10 protein-coding genes are annotated in these 14,745 nt (G+C 51.1%); 2 read left to right on the top strand and 8 right to left on the bottom strand.

From position 1 onward, the window contains the following. Nucleotides 1–6 precede the first annotated feature (6 nt). Nucleotides 7–291, bottom strand: coding sequence for a hypothetical protein (locus tag WN56_RS13420; protein ID WP_046075496.1), 285 nt, complete (start codon nucleotides 289–291; stop codon nucleotides 7–9). 154 nt (nucleotides 292–445) lie between these two features. On the opposite strand from WN56_RS13420, the gene WN56_RS13415 reads away from it, so the two are divergent. After that, nucleotides 446–1,828, top strand: coding sequence for a lyase family protein (locus WN56_RS13415; protein ID WP_046075495.1), 1,383 nt, complete (start codon nucleotides 446–448; stop codon nucleotides 1,826–1,828). A gap of 6 nt (nucleotides 1,829–1,834) precedes the next feature. On the opposite strand, the gene WN56_RS16595 is transcribed toward WN56_RS13415, so the two are convergent. The 5 genes from WN56_RS16595 to WN56_RS13390 form a co-directional block, all read right to left on the bottom strand. Next, nucleotides 1,835–3,247, bottom strand: coding sequence for a GGDEF domain-containing protein (locus WN56_RS16595; RefSeq protein ID WP_077579484.1), 1,413 nt, complete (start codon nucleotides 3,245–3,247; stop codon nucleotides 1,835–1,837). Between the two features lie 120 nt (nucleotides 3,248–3,367). After that, complete coding sequence (gene msrB / locus WN56_RS13405; RefSeq protein ID WP_046075494.1) at nucleotides 3,368–3,811, bottom strand: peptide-methionine (R)-S-oxide reductase MsrB; 444 nt, start codon at nucleotides 3,809–3,811, stop codon at nucleotides 3,368–3,370. 107 nt (nucleotides 3,812–3,918) lie between these two features. Then, nucleotides 3,919–5,007 (bottom strand): succinylglutamate desuccinylase/aspartoacylase family protein, encoded by a 1,089-nt coding sequence (locus tag WN56_RS13400; RefSeq protein WP_046075493.1) that lies wholly within the window; start codon nucleotides 5,005–5,007, stop codon nucleotides 3,919–3,921. Beyond that, nucleotides 4,973–5,878: a 30S ribosomal protein S6--L-glutamate ligase gene (gene rimK, locus WN56_RS13395; RefSeq protein WP_046075492.1), complete on the bottom strand. Its 906-nt coding sequence runs from the start codon at nucleotides 5,876–5,878 to the stop codon at nucleotides 4,973–4,975. The genes WN56_RS13400 and rimK overlap by 35 nt, the downstream gene beginning before the upstream one ends. Before the next feature lie 14 nt (nucleotides 5,879–5,892). Next, entirely contained in the window at nucleotides 5,893–6,333 is a 441-nt protein-coding gene (locus tag WN56_RS13390) for an ATP-dependent zinc protease (RefSeq protein WP_046075491.1), read from the bottom strand. Nucleotides 6,334–6,551: 218 nt separating this feature from the next. Between WN56_RS13390 and WN56_RS13385 the strand changes: the two genes are divergently transcribed. Further along, nucleotides 6,552–7,892 carry a magnesium transporter gene (locus WN56_RS13385; RefSeq protein WP_046075490.1) on the top strand — a complete coding sequence of 447 codons (1,341 nt, stop codon included), beginning with the start codon at nucleotides 6,552–6,554 and terminating at the stop codon, nucleotides 7,890–7,892. Nucleotides 7,893–7,962: 70 nt separating this feature from the next. Here the strand turns inward: WN56_RS13385 and WN56_RS13380 are convergent, their stop codons facing one another. Both WN56_RS13380 and WN56_RS13375 read right to left on the bottom strand, forming a co-directional pair. Then, entirely contained in the window at nucleotides 7,963–8,874 is a 912-nt protein-coding gene (locus tag WN56_RS13380) for a mechanosensitive ion channel family protein (protein ID WP_046075489.1), read from the bottom strand. A 111-nt stretch (nucleotides 8,875–8,985) separates the two neighbouring features. Beyond that, on the bottom strand, nucleotides 8,986–14,745 hold a 5,760-nt coding region (locus WN56_RS13375), incomplete at its 5' end, for a VCBS domain-containing protein (RefSeq protein ID WP_156146681.1).

Below are 14,745 nucleotides of genomic sequence, written 5' to 3'. Positions count from 1 at the left end.
ATAGGTTTACTCACCGATATCCAAATTAATCTCATCGGCCCATGGCATGTCTGGCAGGGTGTCTAAGTTGGCTTCATAGCGGGACAGGGTAAATTGCCCGTTGTGATGGCTAACATCATAGATCTCAACCATTAACGCACAGGCAATGTACTCGATAGCTTCGTCGCGTGAATAGCCGGTCATACGCAGGCGCATCAAGGTTTCTGCTACCTTTTTGGGGTCTTGGTCGGCGATCTGGTTCTCAACCACTTCAATCAAGTTAGCGATACTGGTACTGGTTTCATCTTGCATATTATTACTCATTGATTGTGACGCGGGCACCATATTAGGCCATAGCAGATGTTCAAGCACGGGGTTTTTCAATCCGTCGCATCAGCGCGTTTCATTTATCAGGCGTAATATGTTAATGATAACCATTATCGTAACGTGAAAGGAAGGTATCAAAATGACAAAAACACGTATTGAAAAAGACAGTATGGGCGATGTTGAGGTGCCTGAGCAGGCGCTGTATCAGGCTCAAACACAGCGTGCGGTGAATAATTTTGCAATCAGTGATCAGACGATGCCAGCGGACTTTATTCGTGCGCTGGCGATGGTGAAGCATGGGGCGGCACAGGCAAATGAGTCGCTAGGGTTGTTAGAGAGTAAGATTGCCGGTGCCATATGTGAGAGCGCAAAAGAAATCATGGCGGGGAATCACATTGAACAGTTTCCTGTTGATGTTTTTCAAACGGGCTCTGGTACCAGTTCTAATATGAACATGAACGAGGTGCTTGCTACCTTAGCCTCCGAGAAATCCGGTGAGACGGTCAGTCCTAACGATCATGTCAATATGAGCCAAAGCAGCAATGACGCGGTACCAACGGCCATTCAGATCAGTACCACATTAGGCTGTGAGCAAAAGCTGCTACCTGCACTCGCGCATCTGCGTGATGCGTTACAGGAAAAGAAACAGTCAGTTGGCCACATCGTGAAAACGGGTCGTACCCATTTGATGGATGCCATGCCTGTTACTATCGGCCAAGAGCTAGAGGCTTGGTCTCAGCAGATCGAGCACGCGATGGTACAAATTACCCAAAGCCTGTCATCGGTACGCGCATTGGCTCAGGGTGGCACCGCGGTGGGAACCGGGATCAATGCTCATCCATTGTTTGCCGAGCGTTTTGCCGAAGCGGTAGCCGCGCTTAGCAAGACGGGTTTTACTGCCAGTGAGAACCCATTCTTTGCCATTGGTAGCCAAGATGCGTTGGTTGCGCTTCACGGCCAGCTAAAAACGACCGCCGTGGCAACCATGAAGCTAAGTAATGACTTGCGCTGGATGAACTCCGGTCCACTCGCAGGGCTCGGTGAGATCGAGCTGGAAGGGTTGCAGCCAGGCTCGTCAATTATGCCAGGCAAGGTCAACCCAGTGATCCCTGAGTCGGCGGCGATGGTATCAGCTCAGGTGATGGGCAATGACACCACAGTGACGGTGGCAGGTCAGTCAGGGAATTTTGAGCTTAACGTGATGTTACCAGTGATTGCCGCGAACGTGTTGCAAAGCATCAACTTGCTCGCTGGCGCAAGCCGACTGCTTGCTGATAAAGCGATTCGCAGCTTTAACGTGAGAGAAGATAACCTGCAAGCCGCGCTGTCTCGTAACCCTATCTTAGTGACCGCACTTAACCCCGTTGTGGGATACCTGAAAGCGGCAGAGATTGCCAAGAAAGCATACCAACAAGGCCGCCCCATTCTCGATGTCGCCGAAGAAGAGACCGAGCTGGGTCGAGAGAAGCTCTCGCAGCTGCTTGATCCAACCAAGTTGACAAAGGGCGGCATTGCGGAATAGCGCGGCTCATTCCGCCGTGTTGGGCGCTACCACCACACGATTGCGTCCCAAGCTTTTGGCGGTATATAGGTGATCATCGGCACGGTCAAATACTTGCTCAGGGTGGCTATCGCTTGGGCGGCTTTCGGATAAGCCACAGCTGACCGTGTAGGTGAGCGATTGATTGTCAAACTGTGAGGTATTCGCCGCAATACGTTGGCGAATACGCTCGGCCACATAGTAGGCATCGTGACTGTCAGTATTGCGAAAGATAATCACAAACTCTTCCCCACCATATCGAGCCACCAAATCGGTTTGGCGAACGGCGCGTGTGATCTCAGCAGCAACATCTTGCAAGACGCGATCGCCGGCGGAGTGGCCATATGTGTCGTTAAATTGTTTGAAGTTATCGACATCAATGACTGCGACCGTATAGGTGTACTGCGTTCGCCGAGCGCGCTCGTATTCAATCGCTAATTCAGGCAATAGGCCGTAGCGATTAACGGTGCCCGTCAGTGGATCTAAGCTGGCTTTTCGTTGCCAGCTGTCTCGTGCTGCCACGGCATTTTTATACTCCATCACTTGGATGGAAATACTGATGCTGGCCAGTACGGTGGTAAAGATAAAAATAAGCAGTGCTAACACGCCGTCATAGAGGTTAGGGATCGCGAATGCGCCCATATCGAATGGTACCATTAAGATAGACACGATGATTAAGCCACAAAGACCAATCAGAAGCGTACGCCAATGGCCGGAGAACGCGATATAAATCAGCAACGCAAGCTCGATGTAGATTGCGCCTGGAAACACAGAAAAACTGATGAGTGTTAGTGCCATAATGGCAGTGACGTAGCCCACGTTTTGCCAACTGAGTTTTGACCAGTCGATCCCCAGCCTTTGCCAAGCGGTGTACAAGCTGACCCAAAGCAGTGTTGATGTGGTGTAAGTCATCATAAATTCAATGGTCAAGAATTGTAGTCGTCCGTGAACTAACTGATCATCGATATAAAGCGGGATGGCGACAATGGCCATCATTACTATTGCGGGGAATAGGCATCCAACGAGAACAAACCGAAAAAGGGCCCGCACTGTATCCAGGCAATGTGGATAATATTTTTGCCATAGCCATGCGGAGAGCGCCGAGGCGAGCGTTAAAAATGTACCAAAAAAAATGCCTGTCGCGAGATGGAGCGACTCGATGCGGGCGATGGCGGCTAGACCGTGGCCAAGAGAGCCGGCAAGGATAAGCGGGAGTATCATCCCCATTCCCAGATGCCGGAATAATACCACCGCAAGGCCACTGGAGATATTGAGCAAGGTGACCGTGTGGACATCGAGTATCGCGGATAAATAGCGCATATCCAGCCAGACGATTGCCCCGTAAATGAAGCTCCACAACAAAATGTGGCGAGCGGAAGGTAGAGAGAGCCCCAGTAGCATGTCACCTCTGCGTCGTGCGATGCAATAGGATATAAACGTGATTGATAGCGGCAGTACGGTTAATGAATAGTATAGCAGAGCCGAGGTAGAGCTCTGCGTTTTCAGCGGGACAGGTACTTTTTAATCGAGTTTTTTCAACGCGACGGCATTCATACAAAAGCGTAAACCAGATGGTGGGGGACCATCAGGAAATACATGGCCAAGATGCGCGTCACAGGTCGCACAGGTGGTTTCAATCCGTGTCATCCCGTGACTGCCATCTTTGTGATAAGCGATAGCATTATCTTGCGCCGGTTGCGTAAACGAGGGCCAGCCTGTACCTGAATCAAACTTTTCATGCGCATCAAACAGCAAGGTGCCGCAGCATGTGCACCCATAACGCCCTGGCTCAAAGAGCGTACACATGCCTGAGCTGAACGCGCGCTCTGTGCCTTTTTGCCGGGTAACACGAAAGGCTTCTTCACTGAGTTGTGTTTGCCACTCTTGGTCTGTTTTCTCAACCCGCGACGGCGGCGCGAGATTACCGCTTTCACTTCGAGCGACGATGTCTTGCCATGTCAGCATGATGTCGTTCCTCTTATTGAACGGGCGGCTGCCCGTGCTACAAAACGCGTAGTGTTATGAATCTTATTGCTCGATGCAAGTAGTACGGTTTGTTTCTCGTGACTCGATCATGTTGATAGCGTACCAATTCCCCACTTTAACTCATCATCTTGGTCGTCTTTGACTTGGTCTCGATAACCCTCCAAGTGTTGTTCAATCAAATCGTCAGACTGTGAGAAAAAAGCAATATGAAAGATAGCGTCACCTTCATTGACCACGGGCAGTGTTTGCTGCCCGATGAGGATACCGCTCTGAGGCGCGATCACTTCTACCTCTTGGCTGCCTGCTGGATCAGAAATGATACCGATTACTTGTTGCTTGGAGACCATTTCACCCAGTGCAATGTGGCTGCGGAATATGCCATCGGCATCGGCGCGCACCCATCGGGTTGCTCTGGCTGTGACGGGTTTGTAAGGTAATTTCCGCCGCGACTGACGCAGCATACCCAAGTGGCGCATTACGCGTATCACTCCCCTGACCCCTGCGTTAATTGCGTAAGGCTCAAAGCGTAGGGCTTCACCGGCCTCATAGGTGATCACCGGAATGCCAATTGCCTCTGCCTCTGCGCGTAAGGAGCCGCCCCTTAAGGCGGCGTCGACAACCACAGGGGCGGAAAATGCGGTCGCCATCGCCCCCGCTTCTGGGTTATCTAAATTGGCGCGGATTTGCGGTAGATTGGTGCGGTGGATAGCGGCGGTATGCAAATCGATCACATGGGTGCATTGGCTAATCACTTCATTAAACAGCTGATACGCCATGCGCCCGGCAATTGAGCCACGTTCAGAGCCCGGAAAGGAGCGATTCAAATCACGCCTATCCGGCAGATAGCGAGACTTGTGAATAAAGCCAAATACATTAACAACGGGAATGGCAACGATTGTTCCGCGTAGTTTTTGGGTGTCGGTTCTCGCCATAATTTGGCGAACAATCTCGATACCATTGAGCTCATCGCCATGAATGGCCGCACAGATTAACAGTGTAGGGCCCGATAGTTTGCCGTTAAGAACCTCTATACTCACGTTGAGTGGGGCGTGGGTATAAAGCTTGGCGATTTCCAGCTCTAAGCTAAGGCGATCACCTGGGTTAACGGTCTCGCCCCCGATATCGATAGCATTGTTTCTTTTAGCCCTTACCACGAGTTCGCGTCCTCTTGGCATTAGCAGTCTTTTCGATGTATTCCACCACCATACCCGCGACGTCTTTCCCGGTGGCTTTTTCTATGCCCTCTAACCCCGGTGAGGAGTTGACTTCCATCACCAAAGGGCCGCGCTCGGAGCGCAGTAAATCGACCCCAGCGACATTGAGTCCCATGGCTTTAGCCGCAGCAATGGCGGTTCGACGCTCTGCCGGTGTGATCCGTACCAAGGTTGCGGAACCACCTCGGTGTAAATTGGAGCGAAACTCCCCTGGCTGGGCTTGACGTTTCATCGCGGCGATGACTTTGTCACCAATCACAAAACAGCGAATATCGGCGCCGCTGGACTCTTTAATATATTCTTGCACCAAAATGTCTGCTTTTAGGCCCATAAAGGCTTCTATTACACTCTCAGCCGCTTTTTTGGTTTCGGCGAGGACGACACCAATGCCTTGAGTGCCCTCCAGCAGTTTGACGACCACAGGGGCACTGCCGACCATTTCCAATAGGTCTCCAACATCCCCAGGCTTGCTAGCAAACCCAGTATGTGGCATGCCTATGCCTTTACGTGATAGCAATTGCATCGAGCGCAGCTTATCTCTAGAGCGGGTGATAGCCACGGACTCATTAACGGGAAAAACACCCATCATTTCAAACTGGCGCAGTACGGCACAGCCATAAAAGGTCACCGATGAGCCGATACGAGGGATGATGGCTTCAAACCCTTCTAGCTCTTCGCCAGCAAGATGAATTGACGGTTGTGTGGAGTTGATGCTCATGTAACAGCGCAGCGCGTCAATGATTTTATACTCATGACCACGCTGTTCGCACGCTTCAATCAGACGTCGAGTGGAATAGAGGTTTTTATTCCGGGAAAGGATACCGATTTTCATTGTGGTTAGGACTCCTATTTGCCGAGCAGGAATGAATGCATAGGATCGACAATGACGTTGCCTGTCATCGCGGTACGACCTAACAGCATACGAAAGCGCATGTTATCGCGTGCGGTGAGTGTCATCTCTATGGGATAACACAGTTCACCGGCTTTGAGTGTGGTCTGAATCACATAGCGAAGTTGCTCGTGCCCGCCAGAGTCGCGCACGACACGGCGCGCAAGCACGGGCGCTTCCGCTTGAATAACATGTTCGTCATCACCTTGGTGAGGGTGGATCCAAAAACGAACCCAAGCAGCGCCTCCTTTTTCAAACTCTTCAATTTTGAAGGTATGCAAGCATGAAGTACGCGCGCCCGTGTCAATTTTGGCTTTTATACGCGCAATATCTAGGTCTGGGAGGCTAATCCATTCGCGCCAACCCACACACACTTTTTCCGTTGATTGAACCGGCATTGTTATCATTACTCGTTATTGCTCTGCCTTGCTTTTACCATAGAAGTGATAGCGGTTATTCGTGGTAAGAATCTGAAAAATCAGCGATGATATGTGATAACCATCGCACACTGGAAGCGGCACTATCATGGCATATGGGAGACTGGTTGAGAGGGACGCCCTACCGGGGCGGGTCGCTGGGTTTCTGTGCACATGATGACCGTTGAGAAGGAAATACCATGCAAACGAGTGATAGACAAGAAGTGATTGATGATTTGCTATCAAAAGTCGATCAAGGTGCGCCCGAAACGATACAAGAGATAGAGCAAGCACACGGTGTTGATAGCCTTGCTTTGTTATTAGAAGCCTTACCTGTTAGCGATCGTGTGGGCTTTTGGGAGCAACTCTCTCCTTCAATACAGCTTCCTGTGTTGGCGGAGATGCGCGATGACGCAGGCGAAGCGGTTATCCGTGCCGTTGATGAGGCACAGCTACATACACTGTTCGCTGATCTTGACGCGGACACCTTGTTGGAACTGCAAGATGTGTTGACCGAACCGCTGTTAGAGGAAGCGCTCGGTCGGATGGACTCGGAGCAAAAGCAACGCTACGCCTCTGCGCAACAATATGCGGATACTCAAGTGGGCCATTGGTGTGATCATCAACCTTTGGTGGTGCCGGCTAAAACCAAGGTAAATGTGGTACTCCGTCTACTTCGACGGGTGATGCCAAAATATTGCGATCATGTCTTCGTGGTCGATAGTCGAGGCATTTGGGTGGGTGCGGTGCCTATTCATAAGCTGTTCGGCGCGGATGGTATTCTCAAAATCAGTGAGCTGGTACGCGAGCAATTTCCCAGCTTGAATGCGCGTGATGATATCTATACCAGTGCCGACAAAGTCGCGAGCAGTGAAGAAATCGCGCTACCCGTATTGGATGATGGCGGCATGTTAATTGGCCGGCTTGACCTTGGTACTGCCTATGAGATGCAAGCGGAACGGGCAGAAGCGCAAATCATGGCCACGGCGGGTTTGGATGAAGATGAAGACTTATTCTCCCCGGTGATGAAAAGTGCGCGTAATCGCGCGTTATGGCTTGGGATTAACCTGATGACGGCTTTTCTGGCCTCTTGGTTTATTGGTTTGTTTGAAGCGACATTGCAACAAGTGGTCGCGCTTGCCGTATTGATGCCCGTGGTCGCCTCAATGGGTGGGATTGCCGGTAGTCAAACGCTGACGCTGATCGTGCGAGGCCTCGCGTTAGGACAAATATCTAAGGCTAACTTAAAGCCCCTTTTGAGTAAGGAATTTAAAGTGGGGCTACTCAATGGCGTGCTTTGGGCGCTTGTGATTGGTGCTATTGCGGGTTATTGGTTTGAAAGCTGGGGACTCGGTGCGGTGATTGGCGCCGCGATTGTCGCCAATATTATCAGTGCTGCACTGGCGGGGATTTTTGTACCTGTGTTATTAGGGAAGCTGAAGATTGATCCGGCTCTGTCAGGCTCAGTGATTTTAACCACGGTGACTGACATCGTCGGTTTTGTCGCTTTCTTAGGCTTAGGAACGTTGTTTTTACTGTAAGTGATTCTTAGGCGTGATGTGTTGTTACTTAGTGGATAGCGCTCGTGATAGCCACGAGCGCTTTTTTATATCAAGCCGGTGTTGAAGGTGTGGCCGTTTCTGACTCTGACCGCTCGGTTTGTTCGCTCAGTTTACCGTCTGCTGCGGGGAGCAGCTTTTCGCAATAAAGCGTCATCACATCCTCGCGAATGAGCTGCTCTAATTCGGCCGCACGCTCGGTAGGACAAAACAATCGCACATGCACCAGTTGCTCTCCTGTCTCTGTGTGCGAGAGGTAAAGATGAGGCTCTGGGCCAGGAAGATCGACACCAGCATGGCGCTCAATCACATGGTTATAACGTCGGGCAATATCCATAAAGTCTTCGCTGTGATCATCAATACGCGCCAGTAGTGCGGGAATATGGGGGTATAAATTTATATCGCCACGGATCACCAGGTGAAAATGGTGATAAACATAGCGCTTCATAAAGTTCAGGTTTTTCACAGTGGTAGAGAAAAACAAGCTGTTCGGTAATGTCGCGGTTTTTCCGGTGTAGCAATAGTGCCCATGATGGGTATCAATTTCTTGAATTTTGGTCGCCATCAAATTGTGCTCGATCACTTCGCCACGAGAGTTACCGACCTCAATCCAATCCCCGATACGAAACGATCGTGAACTGGCGCGCTGAATAGAACCGGTAAAGCACAGGATAATTTCTTTGGAAGCCACTACCACCGCGACCGCAATGGCTGTGAGCGAGAGGGCAAACTCACTAATTTCTGTGTTCCAAAACAAGAACAAAAACAGTAAAAGCAGACTAAATGCACCATTTTTAGTGCGAGATATCCACTTACGTTGATCTTCGCTGAGAAAGTTACTATCACCGCGAATATGACGCAAAATCAGGCGACGGATCACGCTAACAAAGACGATAACACCAATGGTGGTCAATAGTTTGTTTTCGACCAACAGTTGGGCGATGTTTTTCAACTCAGATAACAAAATCGCTCCCGTAATGCTTCTGGCAAGTTTTGGCGCTATTCTGCCCCTTTGTTAGGCAAAATAAAACGTAAACTTGCGACTATCACGCATAAGGTGCGCGTTAGGCATGAGTTAGTCTGTCATCAGTTTGCTTTGTTGGATCATGGCATCAATCACAGAAGCGCTTAGCTCTTGGCTGCTCAGGCCACTCATATCAATTTCGTATGCACTAGCCATGTCTGCCACACTGAGGTTTTCAAACACCACGTGCTGGTCGATTTGATTATCGCCCGCCGAGGCGATGTACAAGGTGGCTTCACCTTGGTCGTTGTCCTCAAGGGTTAGGTAGTCTTCTAGATTCGCACCGTCTTGGTCTTCATCAATCAGAAGCTCGGAGAGATCCAGTATGTCCTTTTGCACATCAAAGTCAGTAATACGATCAACCGCCTCAGCGCCGATAGACCCTTGATCACCGCTCAAAAAGGCGAAAGTGTCCGACCCAAGCCCCCCTGTCAACGTGTCGTCACCTTGACCGCCAATCAGCAAATCATCGCCAAGGCCGCCATCAAGCGTATCATCGCCGTGGTTCCCGAGTAAGCTATCATCTCCTTCGTTACCGATCAGGGTGTCGTCACCTGTACCGGCCGCGAGAATTTCACTTTGATAATTACCTTCTAGCGTTTGGTCATCAATGGCAATAATATCAACAAGTGCACTGTCCATATAACTGCCGTTAGAGGTAGTGTACTCAAATTGATGCTCAGGCTCTGGTAACACCGCATTCGAGCTATCCAAAGTAAGGTAAATCTCGTAGCTTTCGGTGTCATTAGATCCATTGTTGGAAACGATCTCAAAGTAGTAAGTGCCCTGCTGACCGGCCGTAAAACTATTACTGCCAGAGTCGGGATTGAGGGTGTCCAAAAGCTGTTGGTTTTGGTCATAGACTCTCACGCTTAGATCATTGAACCAATGGTCATCATCAAAGAGTAAGGTTTCGTTCTGGTAAAGATCCATTTTCGTCATATCACTATCAATGCCGTTCTGGACCGTCCCCGTCAGCGCAGCATTGGCACCATAGTTACCAGCATCAATGTGTGTCCAAACCTCCTGTGTCATGGTGCCGAATTTACCGCGGTCTAGGCTCTGTGCCTGAGCAAAGGAACTGGCGAAATCGCCCAGTTCGGATTCAGCAATAAACTCGGAATCGTTACCGATGGGATCAAGGAAGCTTTGCGTATTCATCGCACTATCGGGCGTGAAAGTGACGTCATCTGTGCCCGTTACCGACCCTTGTATCGCATTACTGGTGGCCGTGATCGTACTGTCCATCGAAGGAATATCGTTATGGGTTAAGGCCAAACCGGGAATGACGATCGGACTACCATCATGAATATTGGTGATTACAATATCGTGATTGGCATCTAGCCGTGCCTCGTAGTAGAGGTTAATGGCGACATTGACCTCACTGGTATCGCCATCGTTGTCGGTAAGCGTCAGCGCAATTTGCTCTTGCTCGTTGAGAATATTTCTGTCGACCGCAACGCGGTAGTCGTATTCGCCGGTATCAAAATTGATGGTGAGGATACCGCCTTTTGCGGTTTCAAAGGTCTGCTGCGCGCTGTCAGTCGCCGGGTCATAGTTGTACGTTTGTCCATCCAAGGTGAGTGTAGAAATATAGCCATCGTCGGCGCCGAACAAAGAGACAGTATTGCCGTCATCATCCGTCAGCACGAGACCGCCTGACACTTGTCCACTCTCAATGGTTTGTAGCAGTGAGTAGGCGAGCTCATTTTCATCGGTGACCAGCAACACATTGTCACTGGTATTGCCTGAACTGCTTGCCGCAATCGGTGTCAGTGGCGATGTCGTAATGCCATCCCCGACCCCGACACTGAAGGACTCGTCAATACCTTGCGTACTGACATAAGTTTGCCATGCGCTTTGCAGGCTGGTGTTACTTTCAAAGTCATCATTGGGCATCCCGTCCGAGATAAAATACGAGATAGTCTTATCTGCGCTGATCCCTGATGCATCAATATTATTGATGATCTCATTGAGCGCGTTATCGTACCGGGTCGCGCCACCTGCGTATAAGCCCTCAATGGCATCCAACGCGCTGGCGGCGTCATTAAGAAGCCAGCCTGATGAACTCGCCGTATCCGAGAACGACACAATTTGGATATTAAGATCCCCGAGTCTGTCGTATTCCTCAATCATCGATTTTAGCGCGGCTTTAGTGACTTCCATCCGAGTGGGTGAATCCGGATCGCTTGGGTCAACCGGATCGGACATACTGCCGGACAGATCAATGGTGAGAATAAGGTTAAACGTCGAGCTACTCTCCGCCGTCGCGTACAAGGCACTTTCGATGTTGTCTGAGGTCGGCGTGTCATCTTGCACATTGACCGTTAATGTCGATGAGCGATACGCCGTAGACGCCGTCGGATCATAGGTGGTGTAGGTGAAGGCTTCGCTCACGTTATCACCGCTGGTGGCATTATTGAGCGTATAGGTGTAGTCACCCGCGCGATAACCTTGGGTGTTGTCTTGGTTATAAACAGTCAGAGTGCCACTGGCAGTGGTGAGGGTTAAAACCCCATCACTGCCAAAGCTTTGCCCATTAATTTGATGCAGGCTGACATTAACGCCAATCCCCGTATCATTATCCAACAGGTTACCTTGGGTGGTTTGACTATTATCGTCGCTCACTAACCCTTGCTCGCTGACTGAAGCGATATCGGCGTTTAACTGGGTATTGTTGTCATGACCGAGTGTGAGCTGCGCCTGACTCGTATCCCCATCGCTGTCGGTGAGGGTATAGGTGAATACCTCATCGTCCAGCGTGCTGGCATCCGTCGTTGACGCGACCGATGATTGATACAGGTAGCTGCCGTCGGGTTGAATGGTTAATTGCCCTTGCGATGTGACAATCACAGTACTGCCGTTGACTGCATACGTGGTGCCATTGAAGCTAACCGCGGTCACCGTGGTGGTATCCGCCCCGAGGGTATCGGCACCGGCGCCGGCAGTGATCACGTTCCCACCTGTCGAGGCGCCAGAGGCTACGCTATCACTATCATCATGGGCTACCGGCGCAGAGTCGCTCACATCGAAGGTCACGGTTGTCCACTCTTCATTCTCGCTACTTTGGTAGGAGAAGCTGTCATAGACGTGACCGCCGCCTGCATGATTCACTGCCGGTGCAGTGTAGGTAAAGCTACCGTCTGCGTTGACCGTAACACTGCCACCCAATGCGGTGGCGATGGTGGCAGGGCCGATCACAATTTCACTGTTACCACTTTCTCCTTGGCTGGCATTGGTGGCAACGCGGGTGACAGAGGCCTGTGTGTCTGTATCGTTGCTGATCAGTCCGTCGACACTAGCAATGCTGGTGGCTTGTCCTTCGGTCTGTGCAAAGCTGTCATTTTCTAGATTCAGAGTGGCCGTGGTTGATGCCTGATCCGTGCCGTCGGTACTGATAGCCGTAATCGATAGCGTGACACCAGTAATATCGGCAGGAGAGGCGAGATTAAGACCACTCAGTTGCGCGTCCGTGAGTAGCCAATCGCCGGTGCTTGCCTCTTTTGTCCCCGCTGATAATACTGCATCATCCGGTAAGCCGCTGATTCGGTAAGTAAGTGTTTCGCCCGATTCATTGGCGGTGCCGGAGATTGTTAAAGGCGATAGAATCGCACGTGACCCGCCTGCGCCAGGGTCAGTGGCGGAGATTTGTCCCGTGTCATCGATATAAGTCAGTGATTGATCGCCACGGCTGACTGTGAGGGTGGGGGCGGTAGCAACCCCTTCGACGTTGAAGGTGACATCGTGGGTCAGGCTCGCATTTTGCGTATCGGTGGCGCGGAAGCTTACTGTCTCTGTCCCACTCCAATCGGCGACCGAAGAAATGGTCGCGACTCCATTCGCATCAATAGAGACAGAAACTCCACTGGGCACATTTGCCACATCGAAACTCAAGGTATCGTCACTGTCGATGTCGGAAAACACCGTATTGAGATCAATGGTGTAGCTAACAAAATCCTCTTGCAGAGTTTGTGTTGAAACGGCTTGAGCCAAGGTGGGGGCGTCATTGGTCCCCGTAATGGTGATGACAATATCTTGTTGTGTGTTATCGCTTGCGGTGAGGGTGATGGTATCCGTCACCTGATCACCGGCGTCTAAATCCTGTACGGCAGACTGATCGAGGGTGTAAGTCCAATTGCCGTTCACTAGTTCTAGTGAGCCATAGGTGCCGGTCTCTGTACTATCCGCAAAGGTTGGCGCATCGTCGCCATCAACATCACTGATCGCGATGGTGCCGGTGGCAGTGGCCGCATCGCCTTCGTCACCTTCGGTCACTGAGCCGGTAAAGCTACCGGTGACTTCAGGTAAGTCGTCGGTGCCGGTAATGGTGATAACAATATCTTGTTGCGTGTTATCGCTTGCGGTGAGGGTGATGGTATCCGTCACCTCATCACCGGCATCTAAATCCTGCACTGAGCTCTGATCGAGGGTGTAGGTCCAAGCACCATCTACTAGCTCCAGAGAGCCGTAAGTGCCAGCCTGTGTAACATCGGCAAACGTCGGATTGTCATCGCCATCGACATCACTGATCGCAATGGTGCCCGTGGCAGTTACTGCGGTATCGCCCACGTCACCTTCGGTCACTGAGCCGGTAAAGCTACCGGTGACTTCAGGTAAGTCGTCGGTGCCGGTAATGGTGATAACAATATTTTGTTGCGTGTTATCGCTTGCAGTGAGGGTGATGGTGTCGGTCACCTCATCACCGGCATCCAAGTTCTGCACTGAGCTCTGATCGAGGGTGTAGGTCCAAGCACCATCTACTAGCTCCAGAGAGCCGTAAGTGCCAGCCTGTGTAACATCGGCAAACGTCGGATTGTCATCGCCATCGACATCACTGATCGCAATGGTGCCCGTGGCAGTTACTGCGGTATCGCCCACGTCACCTTCGGTCACTGAGCCGGTAAAGCTACCGGTGACTTCAGGTAAGTCGTCGGTGCCGGTAATGGTGATAACAATATCTTGCTGTGTGTTATCGCTTGCAGTGAGGGTGATGGTGTCCGTCACTTGATCACCGGCATCTAAATTCTGCACCGCAGGCTGATCGAGGGTGTAGGTCCAATTGCCGTTCACCAGCTCTAGCGAGCCATAGTTGCCTGCCTGTGTAACATCGGCAAAGGTTGGGTTATCGTCACTATCGACATCGCTGATCGAAATGGTGCCCGTGGCAGTGACAGGGGCATCGTCTTCATTGCCCTCGGTGACTGAGCCGGTAAAGCTACCGGTGACTTCAGGTAAGTCGTCGGTGCCGGTAATGGTGATAACAATATCTTGCTGTGTGTTATCGCTTGCAGTGAGGGTGATGGTGTCCGTCACTTGATCACCGGCATCTAAATCCTGCACTGAGCTCTGATCGAGGGTGTAGGTCCAGTTCTCACCGACTAGTTCCAGAGAGCCATAAGTCCCCGCTTCTGTAGTATTCGCAAAGGTCGGATTATCGCCGTCATCAACATCACTGATCGCAATAGTGCCCGTGGCAGTTACTGCGGTATCGCCCACGTCACCTTCGGTCACTGAGCCGGTAAAGCTACCGGTGACTTCAGGTAAGTCGTCGGTGCCGGTAATGGTGATAACAATATTTTGTTGCGTGTTATCGCTTGCAGTGAGGGTGATGGTGTCGGTCACCTCATCACCGGCATCCAAGTTCTGCACCGCAGGCTGATCGAGGGTGTAGGTCCAATTGCCGTTCACCAGCTCTAGCGAGCCATAGTTGCCTGCCTGTGTAACATCGGCAAAGGTTGGGTTATCGTCACTATCGACATCGCTGATCGAAATGGTGCCCGTGGCAGTGACAGGGGCATCGTCTTCATTGCC

This window comes from Salinivibrio sp. KP-1, assembly GCF_000968645.1.
GTDB classification, from domain to species: Bacteria; Pseudomonadota; Gammaproteobacteria; order Enterobacterales; family Vibrionaceae; genus Salinivibrio; species Salinivibrio siamensis.
Note: the sequence above shows the minus strand (reverse complement) of the source record. Positions and strands in the feature narration are given on the sequence as shown.

What these genes read in the sequence shown, in the direction of transcription:
- rimK (WP_046075492.1), bottom strand. Translation starts at nt 5,878, where the DNA reads ATGAAAATCGGTATCCTTTCCCGGAATAAAAACCTCTATTCCACTCGA.
- WN56_RS13390 (WP_046075491.1), bottom strand. Translation starts at nt 6,333, where the DNA reads ATGCCGGTTCAATCAACGGAAAAAGTGTGTGTGGGTTGGCGCGAATGG.
- msrB (WP_046075494.1), bottom strand. Translation starts at nt 3,811, where the DNA reads ATGCTGACATGGCAAGACATCGTCGCTCGAAGTGAAAGCGGTAATCTC.
- WN56_RS13415 (WP_046075495.1), top strand. Translation starts at nt 446, where the DNA reads ATGACAAAAACACGTATTGAAAAAGACAGTATGGGCGATGTTGAGGTG.
- WN56_RS13385 (WP_046075490.1), top strand. Translation starts at nt 6,552, where the DNA reads ATGCAAACGAGTGATAGACAAGAAGTGATTGATGATTTGCTATCAAAA.
- WN56_RS13400 (WP_046075493.1), bottom strand. Translation starts at nt 5,007, where the DNA reads ATGCCAAGAGGACGCGAACTCGTGGTAAGGGCTAAAAGAAACAATGCT.
- WN56_RS16595 (WP_077579484.1), bottom strand. Translation starts at nt 3,247, where the DNA reads ATGCTACTGGGGCTCTCTCTACCTTCCGCTCGCCACATTTTGTTGTGG.
- WN56_RS13420 (WP_046075496.1), bottom strand. Translation starts at nt 291, where the DNA reads ATGCAAGATGAAACCAGTACCAGTATCGCTAACTTGATTGAAGTGGTT.